Raw genomic sequence first — 19,019 nt, 5'->3', positions numbered from 1 at the left:
GCCTTGATAGCTGAGTCTTGACCTAAAAGTTTGTAAATTTAGGTCTTAAATTTAGGTCTTAAATTTAGGTCTTAAATTTAGCTCTTAAATTTAGCTCTTAAATTAGGGATTTTAATTAAGGTTATTTACTGCACATGCGACAACCTATTATCTATGCCGTATGGCAATCCTGCAGACCTGCATTTTTAACACTCACCTTGTTTTGTGTGCTGCTGGCATACGCTGTTAGCTATTGGCTGCAAATCGAAGTCCACTTTGTGCACCTAGCCTTGGTATTACTTGCAGCTCTTGCTGCTCATATCAGTGTCAATACCTTAAATGAATATCAAGACTTTCAATCCGGCCTCGACTTACATACCGAGCGCACGCCATTTAGCGGTGGTAGTGGTGCCTTACCTGCCTGTCCTGACGCCGCACCAGCTGTTTTTAAATTAGCGATGTTTAGTTTAACTTTGTGCGCCGCCATTGGTTTGTATTTCGTTATCATCTTGGGCTGGCAATTACTGATACCTGGGCTATTTGGGCTCATTATTATCATTAGCTATACCAAATACATTAATAAATTGCCGGTAATGTGCTTGCTGGCACCGGGCATTGGTTTTGGTTTGCTGATGGTGGGCGGCTCCTTTTGGGCTTTAACGCAACAACTTAATGCGGCCAGTATGGTTGTCGCAATAGTCACCGCGTTACTGGTCTCAAATCTATTATTAGTTAATCAAATTCCTGATGCCAGTGTTGATAAACGCTTTGGTCGTCATCATGCGGTGATTGCTTTTGGGGTTAAAAACGCGGTAATTATCTATGCGCTGTTCATTGCTCTCGTTGCCGTCCTTATTTGCTGGGCAACACGCCAACTGTGGCTACCAAGGATGACCTTGCTTGCCTTGTTACCATTGCTAGCAGGTGTTGAATGTCTGCGTCATTTGCGCCGCTATGTGATTGAACGCTCTAATACTCAGGCATTAGATAAAGCCTTAGGCTTAAATGTGGTGGTTGCCAATGTCACGCCGTTAATGTTGGCGATTTGCTTGTTGTTGGCCAAGCCGTCTGTTTGAGCATTTCTGTCAGCCTATCTGCCTGTTTATCGCTGGTTATTACTCGCTGATTTTATTGCGGCTTCTAACATCTCTGAAGTTTAGGCTAATTGGTTGTCATGGGTAACCAAATAGAACAAGCAATCGTTGCGAGCGATACGTTCATTTCTGGTTGCCATGAACAAGTGAATGGATGTTTTGGGTAATAATTGGTTGCCGCGTAATTGAAAATACTTATCAACCACGTTGACTCCGTTGGCATCCAGCAGTCGTAAATTTTCCAGCCCGTTATTGTCGAGCCAACCTAACATTTGTTCGGGAAATATTTGCCCAAAATTGTGCTGCTCAATGTGCTCACACAAGGTCACTCCAGGTAAGCCAAGGTCGTGTTGCGCATAATTTAATTCGATATCGCCATTGACCTGTAAACGCATAGGGTTTAAGTAGGTGGTGACATTATTTTGTAGGTGCTGTTGACTTAAATCGTCGATATTGGCGAGTTTTAACAAACCCAGATAGGCCACTTCATGGGATTGACTGTCTTTACTGCCACCGCATTCAATGGTGATGGCTTCACAACCAAAGTCTTGCTCCATTAATGCACCTAAACGAATTTGTGATAAAACCAATGAGTGACAAAATACTGCGGTAAGTGATAATGCCATTTCGTTTTTCATAATGGACACGGCAAACGCTGGGCTAAAGCCTGAGGTGTTATGTAAGTCCACCACCAATTCAGGGTTTACTTGCCGTATCGCCTTATCGATAAGGTTGGCACGATGATAATAACCGCTAGTCTCGGTGCTATTGCCAAAACAGCGATTTAGATCCAAGCCGTCTGCCAAATAACGATGGCTAAAATTTGGCGTCGCGCTTGCTGCTTCAATACTGCAGATAATAAATCGCAAATTGGTTGTTGGTCGTTCGCTGGCCTTTAAATTGGTTAGGTAACGGTGTGTGGCAATAAGGCCAGACGGTTCATTGCCATGAATAAGCGTTGTGATGACGCGAGTGCGCTGTTGGTCTTTGCCTGAAACATCAATTATCGTTGGCGCATATAGGCTCAATAAAAACTGTTCATAGTCGGATTTTAGCGCGTCTATGTCAGGATCTTTTAGATAGCAAAGCTCATTAAAGTCTATTGCCATGGTCGCTCCCACTGGCACAAGTTGTTGCCACTTTGATAGTTGCGTTGATAAGCCAATACCATCGCCTTTAATGCCGCATCGTTACTCATTGTTTGTCGATAGTGCTGCAACGTTTGTCGTTGCCATCGAGCACCGGTTAACCCGCTATCTAAACGTTGCTCGATAATGGACATAAAATAATTGCTTTCATCGGCGCTAATACCAATACGTCTTAGTCCTTTACGTGCCGTGGTTAACATCGACTCGATAACCTGTTCAATCGACACGGTTTGCAATTGATACTTGTGATGTAACGGCCATAATATTTTCGCATCAAGCCCAAATTGTGCGGCACGATAGAAATTATGTTCGGCGTATTTAAATGGCATTAGGGCAATAATCTCATCGACATCATCAGCCAAGCCTTCTGCTAAACCAATCGCTAAGGCGGCATTGGCGAGCATATCATCCACCGTAGGGCCGGAGGCGATGGCGCGAAATTCAATGCGCATATGACCGTTATTATGATGATCATAAACCGGTCTATGCCATGGCCAAAGCGTGCCCATATGCAAACCAAGCTCAGCTAATTTAGGTAAATGCTGTGGTGAACCATTTATCGGTTCAGAGGCGTCGCGCAGAGGAATAATCGGCGGGTATAAGGCGACCGCTTCAGCAAATAGATCCCAAACATTGTTGCGCAGCCAACCGTAACCGTAACTGACTCGAGCCGGCTCGTTTGGTAATAAGGCATTGTTATGACGTACATCAATGGACTGCTTAAATAAGGCGATGCGGGTTTCATCCCACAATTGTCGCCCTAAAAATGTCGGCGAGTTGGCACTGATTGCGGTAACTAACGGCAGGGTTAATTGCGCCGCATTAAACACTCGGGTAAAACGCTCTGGTGATGTCATCAAATGAATTTGTAATGAGGTATTGGCACCTTCTGCACTTATATCGGCTAAGCGCATATCTAATGGCTCATCACCATTAATTTTAATGTGAAAGTCGCTACCGCGTTGGCTCATCAATTGTCGAGATAAGCAATGGTAGCGACCCAAAGGTGTCATCCATTGAGCACATAAGTCGCTGTCATTTAAGGTTGGTAATATACCGATAGGCAAGGCGCTGATACCGAGCTGCTTATTGACCTCGGCAAGATTGGCGAGCTTTTGTTGTAACTCATCTTTTAGGTGAAACAGAGGGGTTTTATCGAGATCGAATGCCGATAAATTGATCTCTAAATTATATTGATTCAATTCATATTGGCATTGCGGATCAGACAGTTTTTGCAATACCGCTTGATTACTTGGACTCGCCTGAGCGTTTTCATCAATTAAGTACAGCTCAAGCTCTGCGCCAAGTTTATGACGTTGTTGGCCAAAGTTTGGCGTAGCCAGAATGTCTTTTAATTGATCCAGTTGACGATACAGCTCGAGCCTGAATTGTTCAAAATCCTGGCGTTGAAAAGTGGTGTTAGGTACATTTTGTCCCATAGCAAGCCCTCGCTGTTTTACAGACTTTAGCTTGCCAATAATTATGCGTCTAAATATTGATTAACATCAAGTTAACAGCAGTTTACTTGCAAATAAACCAGCGCTAGTTGTGCTAATTAGAGGGATAACAGCGGCTGATCAGACTTTGTATGGTGGCAGGTCAAAAGCGGCGACTTTTTTGCTGTGCATGATTAACGTACCTGCATAAGCGCTTTCACCGTCACCGCTGAACTCAAATAAGTATTCAGCGTGAATGTACAAACCTTGGCGTTTTGAGAAACGAATGCGGGTTTTGGTACGAGCAATACTGATAAACTGCAAGCCATGTTGCTCGCAGTATTGTTGACATTTATTGCGCGCTATTTCGGCGATTTCTCGACTAAACCAAATGTACCAAACCAGTAAGAACAGGCCTAGAAGTAAATAAATGTCAGACAATACCATGTGATGCGTTACTCTTTTGTTGCCATTAAAATGGGTTATTTCTTATTTTGAACGGCGGCAAAAATGGCACCGATAGCGTTAACCAAATTGTCACTGCGTTGTGGCGAACGCAGACATTGTAATACATATGGGCGAATTGTTGGGATTGCAACAAGGTCTTGAAAAACAGCTGAAAATACATCTTGTTCGAGATGGCTGCTGACGTTTTCCAGATACTGCAATAAACGCTCGTTGTCCGCGAGTAGACCCCAGGCTTTGCCGGTAAAGGTTAACAATAAATTCAAATCATTACTGACATCGGCAGCTAAAATACGTTGCGCTAAAGCGATTACTTGTGGGTGTTGGTTATGATCACTCACTGCTCTGAGCAAATCGGCAAGACGTTGTACATTGACGTCACTGCGGTCTAGCTCGTTATTGGCTTGTTCGATAAAGGCCTGTAATAAATGAATATCAAATTGCTGGTTTTCTAATGCCGAGCATAACGGTGTAAGCACCTCGCTTGGCAATTTGTTTAACGCATTGATAAGCAATTGGCTGTTGTTATTGTCGTTAATACGAGCGGCAAAATCACATATGCCTTGTACCGCAACACCTTGCCATTCTGCAAAACCAAGTTTGCCAGACATGTACAACTGACAATGTTCATAATATTGCGAGGCACTCTGTTTTAAGTCGCGCTTCACCACCGCATTAAGCGAAGCAAGCTTGTATTGTGTTGGGGTAAAGTTGTAAGGGTTAGCCTGTAACAACTCTTCCTGTTTTTCACTTGGATCTTGCGTTAGATCCTTGCCCAAGGCATCGAGAATGATGGCTAAATAATGATTTCGGGAACCTTGATTTAATAAACCACGTTCATCCAGCGGTAATTTCACAAACCAAATGTATGGTGTGGTTTGCGCTTTTTGCCAAAACACCAAGGCAAACATGGCATGACCCTGTATTGGGAACGGATAGGGTTGCATCGCTTGTTCCACTTTTTCAAAGTCTTGCTTACTCATTTTGCTGACTTTGCGACCCAAATCATAGATTCGATATTGGCAGCCACTTAATTGCAATAATTCAGAAATGGTATCAATGGTGTCTTTTTTGGTGGATGATTGTTCGCTCATACAGCCCTACAGGATAATCAAAGTTTACGTTTTTAATTTCAATGCCGCGCATTATAATAAATGCCCTGTATAAATAACAGCAAAGAACCACTTGATAAGCGAATGACCGACCTATTTGATAAACAACAGCTTGATGAGCAAAACCAAGCGGTAGACGAAGATGCACCAAAACTCGATATCCTCTATCAGGATGAATATCTGGTGGCCGTTAATAAACCGAGCGGCTTATTCGTGCATCGCTCCTACCTGGACCGTGACCAAAAATACTTTGCCTTACAGTTGGTACGTGATTTGGTTGGCCAATACGTATATCCATTGCATCGCTTAGACCGGCCGACTTCTGGGGTGTTGCTGTTTGCACTTGATCAACAGACCGCCCGTTTAATGGGGCAGGCGTTCATGGACAAGAAAATGGACAAGCAATATCTCGCCGTAAGTCGAGGTCATGCGCCGCAAAGTGGTCATATCGATTATCCGTTGAAAGAGAAGCTGGATAAGATTGGCGATAAGTACGCCAATGCAGAGGCGGCGGAAAAACAGGCACAAACAGACTTTCGTCGATTAGCCACTGCAACCTTAGATATTGCTGTAGGCAAGTACCCTAGTGTGCGATATTCTTTGCTTGAATTAAGCCCGCATACTGGCAGACGTCATCAAATTCGTCGCCACCTAGCTCACCTTCGACATCCCATCATTGGCGATATCAACTATGGCGATAACAAACAAAACCCATTTTTTCGTGAGCATTTTGCCATTAACCGCCTGATGTTGCATGCCAAAGTATTGTCGTTTGAGCACCCACACAGTAAGCAGTTAGTGACGATTGAAGCACCACTTGATGAGCAATGGCGAAAACTTTTTGTTGAACTGGACTGGCTGTCTTTCTTTTAAGGCGATATACGTGTCGCATTGCGGCCTTCGATAGTCTTTTGCAGAACAAATTAAGTCTTTGTTATTGAGTTATTTTTCCATATACTAAATTCATAACTCACAATAAACGAACCTAATATGCAATATCAAACGCCGTTAAGTCATTTTCTTGGCCACGCTCAAGAGCGTCCACAGCAAATATTTTTGCATCAACCTGTCAAAGGCGAATATCGTGAATTCAGCTTCGCCGAAACCGAGCGACAAGCCCGCATAATCGCCACCTTTTTACATGCTCAAGGGTACCAAAAGGGCGATCGCATCGGCATTTTGTCGAAAAACTGCGCTCAGTGGTTTATTGCTGATTTGGCTATTATGATGGCTGGCATGATCAGCGTGCCAATCTACGCGACGGCAGGTGCGAGCACCATTACCTATGTGGCTGAGCATTCTGATATGCGAGCCTTGTTTATTGGTCCTTTAGATGATGCAAAAGCAGTAAAAGCGGCCAAAGCGGAAGAGTGTCATACCATTTCATTTGGTGAGTGCTACAACAATGGTGTCGATTGTGATTTTGACGTCGATGCCATTTTACAAGAGCATCAGCCATTGGCAGAATTGCACCAAGCCGATATTGAAGACACCATGTCGATAGTTTACACATCGGGCACAACCGGTGCACCAAAAGGTGCGGTAATAAGTTACAAAAACCTAGCCTCTGCAGGGCAAGGAACGATTAAAGTTATTAATGCCAATAAAGATGATCGTGTGGTGTCATATTTGCCTTTAGCGCATATCACCGAACGCTGTGTGATTGAGATGACGGCAATAGAAAAAGGCTTTGCGGTTTATTTTGTTGAGTCGTTGGATACCTTTATTGAAAACGTAAAATATTGTCGACCAACGTTTTTTGTCTCAGTACCTCGTCTATGGACTAAGTTCCAATCACAAATATTGGCTAAACTGCCACCGACAAAACTTAATTTCCTGTTGGCAATGCCATTTATTGGCAATATGGTGGCGAAGAAAATCCGCAGCCAGTTGGGCTTAGACCAATGTCGCGTGTTTGCCAGCGGCTCGGCGCCGATATCGGTCGCCGTACTGGAATGGTTCTATAAAATTGGCATGCCTATTGGCGAAGGCTGGGGAATGACCGAAACATCAGGTTTCTCCTGTGGCAACCTGCCTTTTGAGCGCAAATTACTGGGCACCATAGGTCGTCCGGCGCAATGCGTTGAAATGTCGTTGTCAGATGATGGCGAAGTGTTGATTCGCGGTGATGCCGTGACCAAAGAATACTATCGAAACAGCAAGGCGACACAAGAGTCTTTTGTTGATGGTTGGTTCCGAACTGGCGATAAAGGCAAGATGACCGAGGATGGTGCTTTTCAAATTATCGGCCGCATAAAAGAGCAATTTAAGACCGCAAAAGGTAAATATGTGGTGCCCGTTCCTATCGAACGTATGCTGGCTAAAAATGTGCAAATTGAGCAAGTCTGCGTCATTGGCTACGGTCGTCCACAACCGCTTGCGTTGGTGGTTTTATCGGAAGGCATTGATATCAATCACGGCAGCGTGAAGCAATCATTAATTGATACCTTAAATGAGGTTAATGAAGAACTGGAATCTCATCAGCGTCTAGATTACCTATACATATGTAAAGACGGCTGGACCACGGAAAATGAGTTGTTAACGCCAACATTGAAATTAAAGCGTACCCAGATTGAAGAGATATATACACCAAAACTGCCTGCCAAAGGCCAAGATAAGGTGGTTGTTGAAGACTAGTGTCTTGTTTTGATTGAACATAAAATGTTCCGTTGTTTTAGCTTAAAAAAAGGCGATTTTTGGTCGCCTTTTTTGTTGGTTGAAATTTGTACAGTTGTTCTGTTTCCCTGTTAAATCAATACATTGCGAGCAATCATCGATTGTGAAATTATCATGAAATTTCAATAAATTGCTTGAATTGACAACACAATGACGTATAGTAAAGTTCGAGTTTTGCAAATGCTTCGCCTTTATTTCGAAATTTATACCTTAAGCGATCAGAGTTAACCGCAAAATGCTTATCTGGTTTATAACTAGATAATTGATTTAACTCAGAAAGTATCGTTTAAGTAAGTACACGCGTACCACCATCTCGACATAAAACTGTAACATCTACAAAGCTACAATAGGGACAGGCAACAATGCTTACCCACAAACTTTTAAATATTTAGGAAAAAATTATGTCAGATGTAAAAACTGGTTCAGTAAAATGGTTCAATGACGAAAAAGGTTTTGGTTTTATCGTTCAAGAAAGCGGTCCAGACGTATTCGTTCACTTCCGCGCTATCCAAGGTACTGGTCGTCGTACTCTTACTGATGGTCAGCAGGTTGAGTTTGAAGTAACTCAAGGCCAAAAAGGTCCTCAAGCGGAAAACGTTAAACCACTTTAATCACTCGATTAATTTGTGAAAACGGGTGATTAGCACAGCTAATCACCCGTTTTTTTTAACATGCTATTAGCGGCTAATAAAATAACAACAGTTAAAAGGAATTAAAATGACCCTGGTAAAATGGATGCTACCAATCTTAGCTACGACTCTTATGGCTTGTGGCGGCGATGACCAATCGCAAGACCTATCTAAATTAAAAAACAATCGACAAAAGTGGGAGAGTCAACAAATCGATCAATACGCGTTCGATATTGATTTAAGCTGCTTTTGTTTTGGCAATACCTCGTTTAGTGTCGAGCAGCGCGGTAGTGAGGTGATTCGCTACAACAACGAAAGTCTGCAATTCGTTGATGCAGACCAACAACGTGCTTGGCTGGCATCAATTAATCAGTTGTTTGATTTTCTTGAACAAGAAATTGGCAGCGTCGATGCCATTGATATTGAGTACGACGAGACCTATGGTTACCCAACCTATGTCTACGTAGATCGTTATGAAGACGCAGTTGATGACGAATACAGTTTGTCCATTACCAATATGACCATGCCGGATAATGGCGTGTATGTATGCAACCCGGTAATAAGCCCTGTCTATCGACTGCGGGTTATCGATTTACATAGCGGTAAAGTTCTCAGTTGTGAGACTGAGGTCAGTTTGCGCAACAAAGACTATGGCACCTTGATTGAAACCTTTGTTTCACCACAACTAAATGATGACAGTTGCGCCTATAACGCGTCTATACAAAGCAGCGAAAACGCACCATTAACCGGTGAGATAAGCATCACCGCACCAGGCTATGTAAGTAAAGTATTAGATATCGACGCGAAATCCATGGCGTGCGGTTTACGTGATGCCATAGGTACGTTTTACTTAGAGAGTGAGCCGTTATAGTGCGGCTTTGGGCATGACATCATCAATTAAAGAAACCGGCATTTAGCCGGTTTTTTTATTTTCATGGTAAATGAACAGGCAGTTTTATGAATTTTCATTATATTTAAAGAACACTTTTGTTTAAGTCGACAAATAATATTAACCCATGGAGGCCTCATGCCGGTTAGCAATATCGATGAACTCAATGCCATGGTTGCCCGTGTAAAGGCAGCTCAAAAGAAGTTTGCCAATTACAGTCAAGAGCAGGTGGATGAAATATTTCGTGCTGCATCTTTGGCAGCCAATAATGCTCGTATCCCGCTAGCGCAAAAAGCCGTTGAAGAATCTGGTATGGGCATTATTGAAGATAAGGTGATCAAAAATCATTTTGCTTCAGAATTTATTTACAATAAATATAAAGATGAGAAAACCTGTGGCATTCTCGAGGAAAATGAAGAGTTTGGCACCATAGAAATTGCCGAGCCGGTTGGTTTGATCTGTGGCATTGTACCAACAACCAACCCAACATCAACGGCGATTTTTAAAGCCTTAATCTCCCTTAAAACCCGTAATGGTATTGTATTTTCACCGCACCCTAGAGCGAAGTTTTCGACCAATGACGCGGCAAAAATTGTGCTTGATGCAGCGGTTGCCGCAGGTGCGCCAAAAGATATCATTGGTTGGATTGATGTGCCGTCGGTTGAATTATCTAACGCACTTATGACCCATGATGATATAAACCTGATTTTGGCAACCGGTGGTCCAGGCATGGTTAAAGCAGCGTATTCATCGGGCAAACCCGCCATAGGTGTCGGTGCGGGTAATGTGCCGGTGGTCATTGATGAAACCGCAGATATCAAGCGGGCCGTTGCCTCTGTGCTGATGTCGAAAACCTTCGATAATGGCGTGGTATGCGCCTCAGAGCAAGCGGTGATCGTTATGGATGACGTCTACGATCAGGTGAAAGAGCGTTTTGCTACCCATGATGGTTATGTGCTGAGTAAGTCCGAAGCAGATAAAGTTCGAGACATCATTTTAATTGATGGTAACTTGAACGCCGCTATTGTTGGCCAACCGGCGGTGAAAATCGCCGAATTAGCGGGCATTAAGGTACCTGCAAAAACCAAAATTTTAATTGGCGAAGGTAAGCGCGTTAGTCTCGATGACCCTTTTGCCCATGAAAAATTATCACCAACCTTGGGCTTATTTAAAGCATCAAGTTTTAAAGATGCGGTAGACCAAGCCTGCGTTATGGTTGAGCTTGGCGGTATTGGCCATACATCGGCGATATACACTGACCAAGACTTAAATAAAGATCGCATTAATTATTTTGGCGATAAAATGAAAACCGCGCGTATTCTGGTTAATATTCCTACCTCACACGGTGGTATTGGCGATCTCTATAACTTTAACATCGCGCCGAGTTTAACCTTAGGCTGTGGTTCTTGGGGTGGTAATTCTATTTCTGAAAACGTAGGGCCTAAACACCTTATCAACAAAAAGACCGTCGCCAAAAGGGCTGAAAATATGTTGTGGCATAAGTTACCTAAATCCATTTATTTTCGTCGAGGCAGTTTGCCGATAGCATTATCGGACTTATCGGGTAAGCAGCGTGCCTTTATCGTTACCGATAAATTCCTGTTTAATAACGGTTACACCGACGATATTACCGCGATATTGAAAGATCTTGGCATTGAATCTCATATATTCTCCGACGTAGAAGCCGATCCTACATTATCCATTGTCAAGCGTGGCGCACGCGCAATGACAAGCTTCCAGCCTGATGTGATCATCGCTCTTGGTGGTGGCTCACCAATGGATGCAGCAAAAATCATGTGGGTCATGTACGAACATCCAGACACCGCCTTTGAAGAATTGGCGATGCGCTTTATGGATATTCGCAAACGTATTTACAAGTTCCCTAAAATGGGCGCGAAAGCCGAATTAGTGTGTATTACCACAACATCAGGCACGGGATCAGAAGTGACGCCGTTTGCGGTCGTTACCGATGATGAAACCGGCGCCAAATACCCTCTGGCTGATTACGAGTTAACACCAAATATGGCGATTGTAGACGCCAATTTAGTAATGAATATGCCAAAGTCCCTCACCGCATTTGGCGGTTATGACGCCATTACGCACGCATTAGAAGCGTATGTCTCGGTGCTAGCCAATGAATATTCTGATGGTCAGGCGCTGCAAGCCTTGCGGTTATTGAAAGATTACTTGCCGTCAGCGTATCAAAATGGCGCTAATGATCCGACCGCACGAGAAAAAGTGCATAATGCTGCGACGATTGCCGGTATCGCATTTGCTAATGCCTTCTTGGGTGTGTGTCATTCGATGGCGCACAAAGTCGGCGCTGAATTTCATTTAGCACACGGCTTGGCGAACGCCTTATTGATATCCAATGTGGTGCGCTATAACGCCACGGATAATCCCACCAAGCAAGCGGCGTTTTCACAGTATTCTCGACCGCAAGCGCGTCGTCGCTATGCTGAAGTTGCCGATCATTTAGGCTTGAGCAAAGATGGCGATAAAACCGCAGATAAAATCGAGCGTTTATTAGCTTGGATGGAGGAGATGAAAGAGCAGCTAGATATTCCAAAATCGATTCAACTCGCTGGTGTCTCAGAGTCGGACTTTATCGGCCGCATAGATGAGTTGTCGGTTGAAGCATTTGATGATCAGTGTACCTCGGCCAACCCGCGTTATCCGTTGATCAGTGAATTAAAAGATGTGTTAATTGCTTCATTCTATGGTCACCCGTATACCGAAGTAGAAGAAGATGAACAACCCCATGATGACAAAAAAGCGAAGTCGAAAAAATCGTCTGGTAAGAAAAAGTAGTTAACAGTTACGATTTACGCGTCACGTTTTAGCTATATTCATGGCATAAAAAAAGCCCGTTTTAAACGGGCTTTTTGCTGTTTGTAAAGCAGTGACTTTTGCGTTGCTTACATGCTGTTAAACGAGTGTTAAACGCGTTTTAAACGTTGAAGCGGAAGTGAATAACGTCGCCATCTTTAACAAGGTAGTCTTTACCTTCTAAACGCCATTTACCGGCTTCTTTAGCGCCTGATTCACCATTGCAGTCAATAAAGTCGTCATAGCCAACCACTTCGGCACGGATAAAGCCACGTTCAAAGTCAGTGTGAATAACGCCCGCAGCTTGTGGTGCGGTCGAGTTGTGCTTAAACGTCCATGCACGTACTTCTTTTACACCAGCGGTAAAATACGTTTGCAGGTTTAATAAACCATAGCCTGAATTGATCACACGGTTAAGACCTGGCTCTTCTAAGCCCATCTCTTCCATAAACATCTCACGGTCATCTTCGTCCATTTCAGACAGCTCGCCTTCAATTTCAGCACACACAGCTACCACGACAGCGCCTTCTGATTCGGCGATTTCACGCACTTGATCAAGGTAAGGGTTGTCTTCAAAGCCATCGTCATTAACGTTAGCAATGTACATGGTTGGCTTGAGGGTTAAGAAGTTTAAGTATTTAACCGCAGCGATCTCTTCTTTCGTTAATTCTAACGAACGGATCATGTGGCCTTCTTCAACGTGAGCTAGTATTTTTTCGAGAATAGGCAATTCAAATTTAGCGTCTTTATCGCCGCCTTTGGCTTTTTTAGCTTGGCGCGTTAATGCTCGCTCTGCCGCTTCCATATCGGCTAATGCTAACTCAGTATTGATAACGTCAATATCTTCTTTAGGATTAACTTTACCTGATACGTGCACGATGTTTTCGTTTTCAAAACAACGAACAACATGACCAATTGCATCTGTTTCACGAATGTTACCTAAAAACTTGTTACCTAGGCCTTCACCTTTCGACGCACCAGCAACAAGACCGGCGATATCAACAAATTCCATGGTCGTGGCAATAACACGTTCTGGGCTAACAATACTGGCAATTTTGTCCAGACGTGGATCTGGTACAGGTACAACACCGGTATTTGGTTCGATGGTACAGAACGGAAAGTTTGCCGCCTCGATACCCGCTTTGGTTAATGCATTGAAAAGGGTAGATTTACCGACATTAGGTAAACCAACAATACCACACTTAAAACCCATGGTTGATAATCCTGTACTGTTATTGCGCTTTAAAGGAATGTAGACGGTTTTGCGCTTTCTTCAAGCCGTCCTGTTCCCAGATTGCAAAGCAGCGTGCTGCTTCATCTATACATTGATCGAATAGAGTCTGCTCGTTTTGTGGGGCTTTGCCCAACACATAACCACTGACTCTATCTTTGTGTCCAGGGTGACCAATGCCAACCCTAAGACGATAGAAATCTTTTTGATTCGCCATGCAAGCGATGATGTCTCTTAAACCGTTATGACCACCATGACCGCCACCTTGTTTGATTTTCACCACGCCAGGATCAAGATCCAGTTCGTCGTGAGCGACCAAAATGTTGTCAACAGGAATGCGGAAAAAGTTGGCTAAAGGCGCGACTGCCTTACCACTTCGATTCATAAATGTTGTCGGGATCAATAAGTGAACGACGTTATCGCCTATTAGGCCTTTGCCGTACATGCCATGATATTTTTTGTCGGGAGACAGGGAGATATTATATTGTCTAGCAAGTTCTTCAACAAACCAGACACCTGCATTATGGCGGGTTCTAGAGTATTCGGGGCCTGGATTACCCAGGCCCACAACCAACTGAATATTAGTCGTCAAGGTTGCCCTCGCGATTATTCTTCAGCTGCTTCTTCACCACCTTCAGCAGCAGCTTCGTCAGCTTCTTCGCTGTCTGAGCTTGCGGCTTTAGGAGCGTTCGCAGATACAACCGCTTGGTCGTGATCTTCGCCTTTAGCTAGTTCTACAGAAGTCACACCTTTAGGAAGAGTGATGTCTGACAAGTGAAGAGTTTGACCAACTTCCATGCCTGCACAATCAACTTCGATGAACTCTGGTAGGTCTGCTGGCAAACAAGCAACTTCAATGTCGTTTGCAGTGTGAGCTAGAGTAACGCCACCTTTAGTTACTTCTTCTTCGTTGATGAAGTGAAGTGGAACGTGCTGGTGAAGTTCTTTCTTAGCGTCAACACGCAAGAAGTCCAAGTGCATGATTTGCTGCTTGAACGGGTGACGTTGCATGTCTTTTAGTACGACATCAACTGACTTACCGTCAACATTTAAAGTAAGAACTTGTGAGTAAAAAGCTTCTTCTTCTTGCGCACGGTAAACTTTGTTGTGAGCTAGAGTGATAGATACTGCATCAGCACCTGTACCGTAAACGATAGCTGGAACTTTGTTCGCATGACGTAGGCGGCGGCTCGCACCTTTCCCCAAGTCTGTACGTACTTCAGCATCTAGATTTAAAATATCCATGATATTATCTCTTAAATAAAAAATTAAAATTTATTGCTTTTCGCGACCAAAAAACAATCCGTAGCTAAACCCCTTAAACATATAAATGGATTCAACTGCTATGGTAAGTACAAGTAAAACGGGCACTTACCATAAAAAGGCGCGGCATGATAACACTTTTCACACCATTAACAAACAAAAAGTGCGCCATAAGGCGCACTTTTTTGTCATTATTTGTAGCTTATTACGCTTCAAACATTGCCGAGATAGACTCTTCGTTGCTAACGCGACGAATGGCTTCTGACAACATGCCTGATAATGACAGCTGACGAACCTTGTCTATTGACTTGAATTCATCTGATAAAGGAATTGAATCGGTAACCACCATTTCATCAATAACAGAATTGCGAATGTTTTCTGCGGCATTGCCACTGAATACTGGGTGAGTTGCATAAGCAAATACACGACGAGCACCATGTTCTTTTAGTGCTTCAGCCGCTTTACAAAGCGTACCGCCAGTATCAATCATGTCATCAACGATAATACAGTCACGACCTTCAACATCACCAATGATATGCATAACTTGCGATACATTCGCTTTTGGACGACGTTTGTCGATGATGGCTAAGTCAGTATCGTCTAACAGTTTGGCAACGGCACGTGCACGTACAACACCACCAATGTCTGGAGAGACAATCACTGGGTTATCTAATTCTTTACCTAACATGTCTTCAAGCAAGATTGGCGAGCCGAATACATTATCTACTGGTACGTCGAAGAAACCTTGAATTTGTTCTGCGTGCAAATCAACTGTAAGTACACGGTCAACACCAACACTCGATAAGAAGTCAGCAACCACTTTCGCTGTAATTGGCACACGCGCACTGCGTACACGACGGTCTTGACGAGCATAACCGAAGTAAGGAATAACAGCGGTAATACGGCCTGCAGATGCACGACGTAACGCATCGACCATTACGATCAATTCCATTAGGTTATTGTTAGTTGGAGCACAAGTAGATTGGATTATAAAAACGTCAGAACCACGAACGTTCTCAGTAATTTCAACGCTGATTTCACCATCGCTGAAGCTGCCTACTTTCGCATCACCAATGCTGATGTATAAACGATCGGCGATCTTTTTAGCCAGTTCAGGGGTGGCGTTACCCGCAAAAATTTTCATGTCAGGCACTGTCAGTTCCTCAGAAACTTTGACATCATTAAACATAATACACTTAACCTTGAAGCCGCTATTGCAGTCTATCAGTCTTCAAAACCAAGGCTGCGTTGCTAACTAGCTTTAATGTTAGCATCTGTACCAACTTTGTGGTCGGTAATTCCCTACAACTGCTGTAACTCGTGCAGTGTGGGAGACTGTGTCAGACCTTGAGCAACAAAGGATTTCACCCCTTTTGGTAATTTCGCTTGTAATTGTTCCGCTGACTTTTTATCAGAAAAAGTCGAGAAAATACAAGCACCAGTACCTGTTAGTCTTGACGGCGCGTATTCTAGCAACCAAGCCATCAACTTTTCAACCTCAGGATACAGTTTTCTTACCAGTGCTTCGCAATCATTAACACACTGATCGATATCAATCTCTTCTATAGTATGTTTTGCAGTCGAGCGTGGCAAATCTTTATGCGTAAACACGCTTGCGGTTGATATTTCAACCCCAGGTATGGTGACTAAAAACCAAGGTTGATCGCAGTAAAATGGTTGCAGCTTTTCACCGATGCCTTCGGCAAAAGCAGTCACTCCTTTAATAAATACTGGGACATCAGCACCGAGTTTAACACCAATATTTATAAGGGTTTGCTGGTCAAGGCCAAGTTTCCACAAGGCATTTAATGCCAGCAAGGTGGTTGCCGCATTTGACGAGCCACCGCCCAAACCGCCACCCATCGGCAGGTTTTTCTCTAGTTTGATATCAACACCAAGGTCGGCGCTGGCGAATGGCTTTAGTGCGTTAGCCGCTTTGACAATTAAATTACTGTCATTATCGACGCCAGCAATCGGTGTTAGTAAATTTATGTTTCCAGTTTGGCTAACTTTATACTCGAGAAAATCACCAAAATTGAGGAATTGGAATACCGATTGCAATTCATGATAGCCATCCTGACGACGGCCGGTAATATGCAAAAACCGATTAATTTTAGCGACGCTGCTAAAGCGGATAAAATCATCAGACATCAAAGCAACTCCCATTCACTAATGGCTAATTTGATGCGCATGTCTTTATAATCAATGCTGAGCTTGTTGGTCAGTCGCAAGTTATTGACTAGGGTATAGCTCTGATACTCGAGCTGATATTGCTTACCATTAACTTCGGCACTGAGTTGGCTTGGTAATTGTGTGCTATCGCTGTATTGGAATTGGTCGGACTCACTGTATGGCAAACCTTTTAACCATTGACTAAGCGCTGCGACGGGCAAGGCGATACCAGAGACACTTTGTATCAAGTAATCAAGATCTTGGTCTTGATAGGTGTTGCCATCAACCGTGATGGTGTGCATACCGTCTTTAGATTCTAGACTTAATACGTTAACCCCTAAAAAGGTGGTCAATCTAAGTTGCTGATTTTCACCGATTCGGCGCCAATATAAATTAGCACTTTGTTTTTCATCCGGCGCAATAAATGCGATTTTTCCGCGAATAAGCCAGTCATTAACGTCACTAAGACTTTGTTCACGTAGCTTTTGGTTTTGATAAAGTTCGCTATCACTATATAAGGTTTGGCAACCACTAAGGGCAATGACCATAAATAGGGAAAATAACCGTAGCAATGACGCAAAAGATAGCGTCGCCTTGCGTGTTTTATTATTTTGATGTGTGTGCTGGAGCAGGGAAACTGTCATAAATCAGCTAAAAACCTCAAAAAAGTTATTGTTATCTGGGCTGGTGTCTTTTCATCTTTGCCCGAATCTCGTAAAATTAACAGCTAATTAGATTTTTTTCACTAGTTTGTTGATACAAGTGTCGCAATTTTCAACGTTTATGTTGAGAAAGACAAAACAATACAGGTTCGTTGTTATTATATGTCCATTTTTGCTGTCGGAATAAACCATAAAACCGCGCCGGTATCGGTGCGCGAAAAAGTGGCCTTTACCCCAGACAATCTGACTCATGCTTTGCAGCAGATGGTAGACGATTTAGAGTGCAAAGAAGCTGCCATCTTATCGACCTGTAATCGTACGGAATTGTATTTTGTGCAAGACCGACCGATGGATGTTGTGCAACAGCAAATCATTGACTGGTTACAACAATACCACAAGGTATCATCAAACCTGATTGCGCCTTCTTTATATTGGCACCATGACAGTCAAGCCGTTAATCATATGATGCGCGTGGCTTGTGGTTTGGATTCCCTAATCTTAGGTGAACCACAAATACTGGGCCAGATGAAACAAGCCTATTCACAGGCTAAAGCCGCAGGTTCTATGCAAGTCGTGATGGAACGCTTATTTCAACGCACGTTCGGTGTCGCAAAAGAAGTGCGCACAGAAACCGAGATAGGCTCAAGTGCGGTTTCTGTAGCGTTTGCCGCGGTAAATTTAGCCAAGCACATATTTGCCAACCTGAAAAAATCAAAAGTATTACTGATTGGTGCGGGTGAAACCATCGAATTGGTTGCTAAGCACTTGTATGACAATCAAGTCAGTAAAATCACCGTTGCCAACCGTACCGTTGCTCGCGCTGAAAACCTGGCACGGGAAATTGGCGCCGAAGTTATTACCTTAGCGCAAATCCCAGAGCACATCTGTGATGCTGATATCGTTATATCTTCAACCGGTTCGACCTTGCCAATACTCGGTAAAGGTATGATTGAACAAGCCCTCGAAAAACGTCGCCATAGACCGATATTTATGGTCGATATTGCGGTGCCTCGAGACATTGAGGAGCAAGTAGGGGAGCTAGAAGATGTTTTCCTATATACCGTTGATGATTTACAGGGTATTGTTGCACAGAATATGGAAAACCGTCGTAAGGCTGCAATTGATGCCGAAAAAATTGTCGGTAGCGGTACTGATGACTTTATGGCGTGGTTGCGTGGCTTAAACACGCAAAATTCGGTGGTTGCTTATCGTAATCAGTGCCTAGGCAGACGTGACGAGCTGTTATTAAAAGCCAAGCAACAATTAGCCAATAACAAAGATCCGCAGGCGGTAATGGCGGAGTTGGCGACCAAACTAACCAATAATTTAATGCACGCACCAACGCGTGCTATTCAACAGGCTGCACAAGGTGGTGAGCTAGACAAGCTTATCTATTTACATGACGTTTTTGATTTAGACTCGAAAGATAACTAG

17 protein-coding genes are annotated in these 19,019 nt (G+C 43.4%); 7 read left to right on the top strand and 10 right to left on the bottom strand.

The window, feature by feature from the left end:
* Positions 1-134: 134 nt before the first annotated feature.
* Complete coding sequence (locus tag E2K93_RS02110) at positions 135-1,055, top strand: prenyltransferase (RefSeq protein ID WP_135437500.1); 921 nt, start codon at positions 135-137, stop codon at positions 1,053-1,055.
* Between the two features lie 80 nt (positions 1,056-1,135).
* On the opposite strand, the gene E2K93_RS02105 is transcribed toward E2K93_RS02110, so the two are convergent.
* The 4 genes from E2K93_RS02105 to E2K93_RS02090 form a co-directional block, all read right to left on the bottom strand.
* Complete coding sequence (locus E2K93_RS02105; protein WP_135437499.1) at positions 1,136-2,182, bottom strand: succinylglutamate desuccinylase/aspartoacylase domain-containing protein; 1,047 nt, start codon at positions 2,180-2,182, stop codon at positions 1,136-1,138.
* The gene (locus tag E2K93_RS02100; RefSeq protein WP_135437498.1) at positions 2,173-3,660 is read right to left on the bottom strand and encodes a glutamate-cysteine ligase family protein; all 1,488 of its coding nucleotides are present in this window, start codon (positions 3,658-3,660) and stop codon (positions 2,173-2,175) included. Before E2K93_RS02100 ends, E2K93_RS02105 begins: the two co-directional genes overlap by 10 nt.
* 138 nt (positions 3,661-3,798) lie before the next feature.
* Entirely contained in the window at positions 3,799-4,104 is a 306-nt protein-coding gene (locus E2K93_RS02095) for a DUF3301 domain-containing protein (protein ID WP_135437497.1), read from the bottom strand.
* Positions 4,105-4,139: 35 nt separating this feature from the next.
* Positions 4,140-5,216 (bottom strand): DUF3549 family protein, encoded by a 1,077-nt coding sequence (locus E2K93_RS02090; RefSeq protein ID WP_135437496.1) that lies wholly within the window; start codon positions 5,214-5,216, stop codon positions 4,140-4,142.
* 102 nt (positions 5,217-5,318) lie between these two features.
* Here E2K93_RS02090 and truC point away from each other — a divergent pair, with 102 nt between their 5' ends.
* From truC to adhE, 5 genes are all read left to right on the top strand, one after another.
* Entirely contained in the window at positions 5,319-6,107 is a 789-nt protein-coding gene (gene truC / locus E2K93_RS02085) for a tRNA pseudouridine(65) synthase TruC (RefSeq protein ID WP_228445449.1), read from the top strand.
* A gap of 117 nt (positions 6,108-6,224) precedes the next feature.
* Complete coding sequence (locus E2K93_RS02080; protein WP_135437494.1) at positions 6,225-7,871, top strand: AMP-binding protein; 1,647 nt, start codon at positions 6,225-6,227, stop codon at positions 7,869-7,871.
* Positions 7,872-8,311: 440 nt separating this feature from the next.
* Complete coding sequence (locus tag E2K93_RS02075) at positions 8,312-8,521, top strand: cold-shock protein (protein WP_135437493.1); 210 nt, start codon at positions 8,312-8,314, stop codon at positions 8,519-8,521.
* A 106-nt stretch (positions 8,522-8,627) separates the two neighbouring features.
* On the top strand, positions 8,628-9,410 hold the full coding sequence (locus E2K93_RS02070) for a DUF6174 domain-containing protein (RefSeq protein WP_135437492.1): 783 nt from the start codon (positions 8,628-8,630) through the stop codon (positions 9,408-9,410).
* A 156-nt stretch (positions 9,411-9,566) separates the two neighbouring features.
* Entirely contained in the window at positions 9,567-12,239 is a 2,673-nt protein-coding gene (adhE, locus tag E2K93_RS02065) for a bifunctional acetaldehyde-CoA/alcohol dehydrogenase (RefSeq protein ID WP_135437491.1), read from the top strand.
* A gap of 139 nt (positions 12,240-12,378) precedes the next feature.
* Here the strand turns inward: adhE and ychF are convergent, their stop codons facing one another.
* The 6 genes from ychF to lolB form a co-directional block, all read right to left on the bottom strand.
* Positions 12,379-13,470: a redox-regulated ATPase YchF gene (gene ychF, locus E2K93_RS02060; protein WP_135437490.1), complete on the bottom strand. Its 1,092-nt coding sequence runs from the start codon at positions 13,468-13,470 to the stop codon at positions 12,379-12,381.
* Between the two features lie 19 nt (positions 13,471-13,489).
* Positions 13,490-14,080: an aminoacyl-tRNA hydrolase gene (gene pth / locus E2K93_RS02055; protein ID WP_135437489.1), complete on the bottom strand. Its 591-nt coding sequence runs from the start codon at positions 14,078-14,080 to the stop codon at positions 13,490-13,492.
* A 14-nt stretch (positions 14,081-14,094) separates the two neighbouring features.
* Complete coding sequence (locus E2K93_RS02050; protein WP_135437488.1) at positions 14,095-14,733, bottom strand: 50S ribosomal protein L25/general stress protein Ctc; 639 nt, start codon at positions 14,731-14,733, stop codon at positions 14,095-14,097.
* A 223-nt stretch (positions 14,734-14,956) separates the two neighbouring features.
* A complete protein-coding gene (locus E2K93_RS02045; protein WP_135437487.1) occupies positions 14,957-15,904 on the bottom strand; it encodes a ribose-phosphate pyrophosphokinase in 948 nt (315 codons plus the stop codon).
* Positions 15,905-16,053: 149 nt separating this feature from the next.
* Positions 16,054-16,902, bottom strand: coding sequence for a 4-(cytidine 5'-diphospho)-2-C-methyl-D-erythritol kinase (gene ispE, locus E2K93_RS02040; protein WP_135437486.1), 849 nt, complete (start codon positions 16,900-16,902; stop codon positions 16,054-16,056).
* Positions 16,902-17,567, bottom strand: coding sequence for a lipoprotein insertase outer membrane protein LolB (lolB, locus tag E2K93_RS02035; protein WP_135437485.1), 666 nt, complete (start codon positions 17,565-17,567; stop codon positions 16,902-16,904). The genes ispE and lolB overlap by 1 nt, the downstream gene beginning before the upstream one ends.
* A gap of 180 nt (positions 17,568-17,747) precedes the next feature.
* Here lolB and hemA point away from each other — a divergent pair, with 180 nt between their 5' ends.
* Positions 17,748-19,019 (top strand): glutamyl-tRNA reductase, encoded by a 1,272-nt coding sequence (hemA, locus tag E2K93_RS02030; RefSeq protein ID WP_135437484.1) that lies wholly within the window; start codon positions 17,748-17,750, stop codon positions 19,017-19,019.

It is taken from the genome of Thalassotalea sp. HSM 43 (genome assembly GCF_004752005.1).
GTDB lineage: Bacteria > Pseudomonadota > Gammaproteobacteria > Enterobacterales > Alteromonadaceae > Thalassotalea_A.
This window is presented reverse-complemented; position numbering and strand designations above follow the sequence as displayed.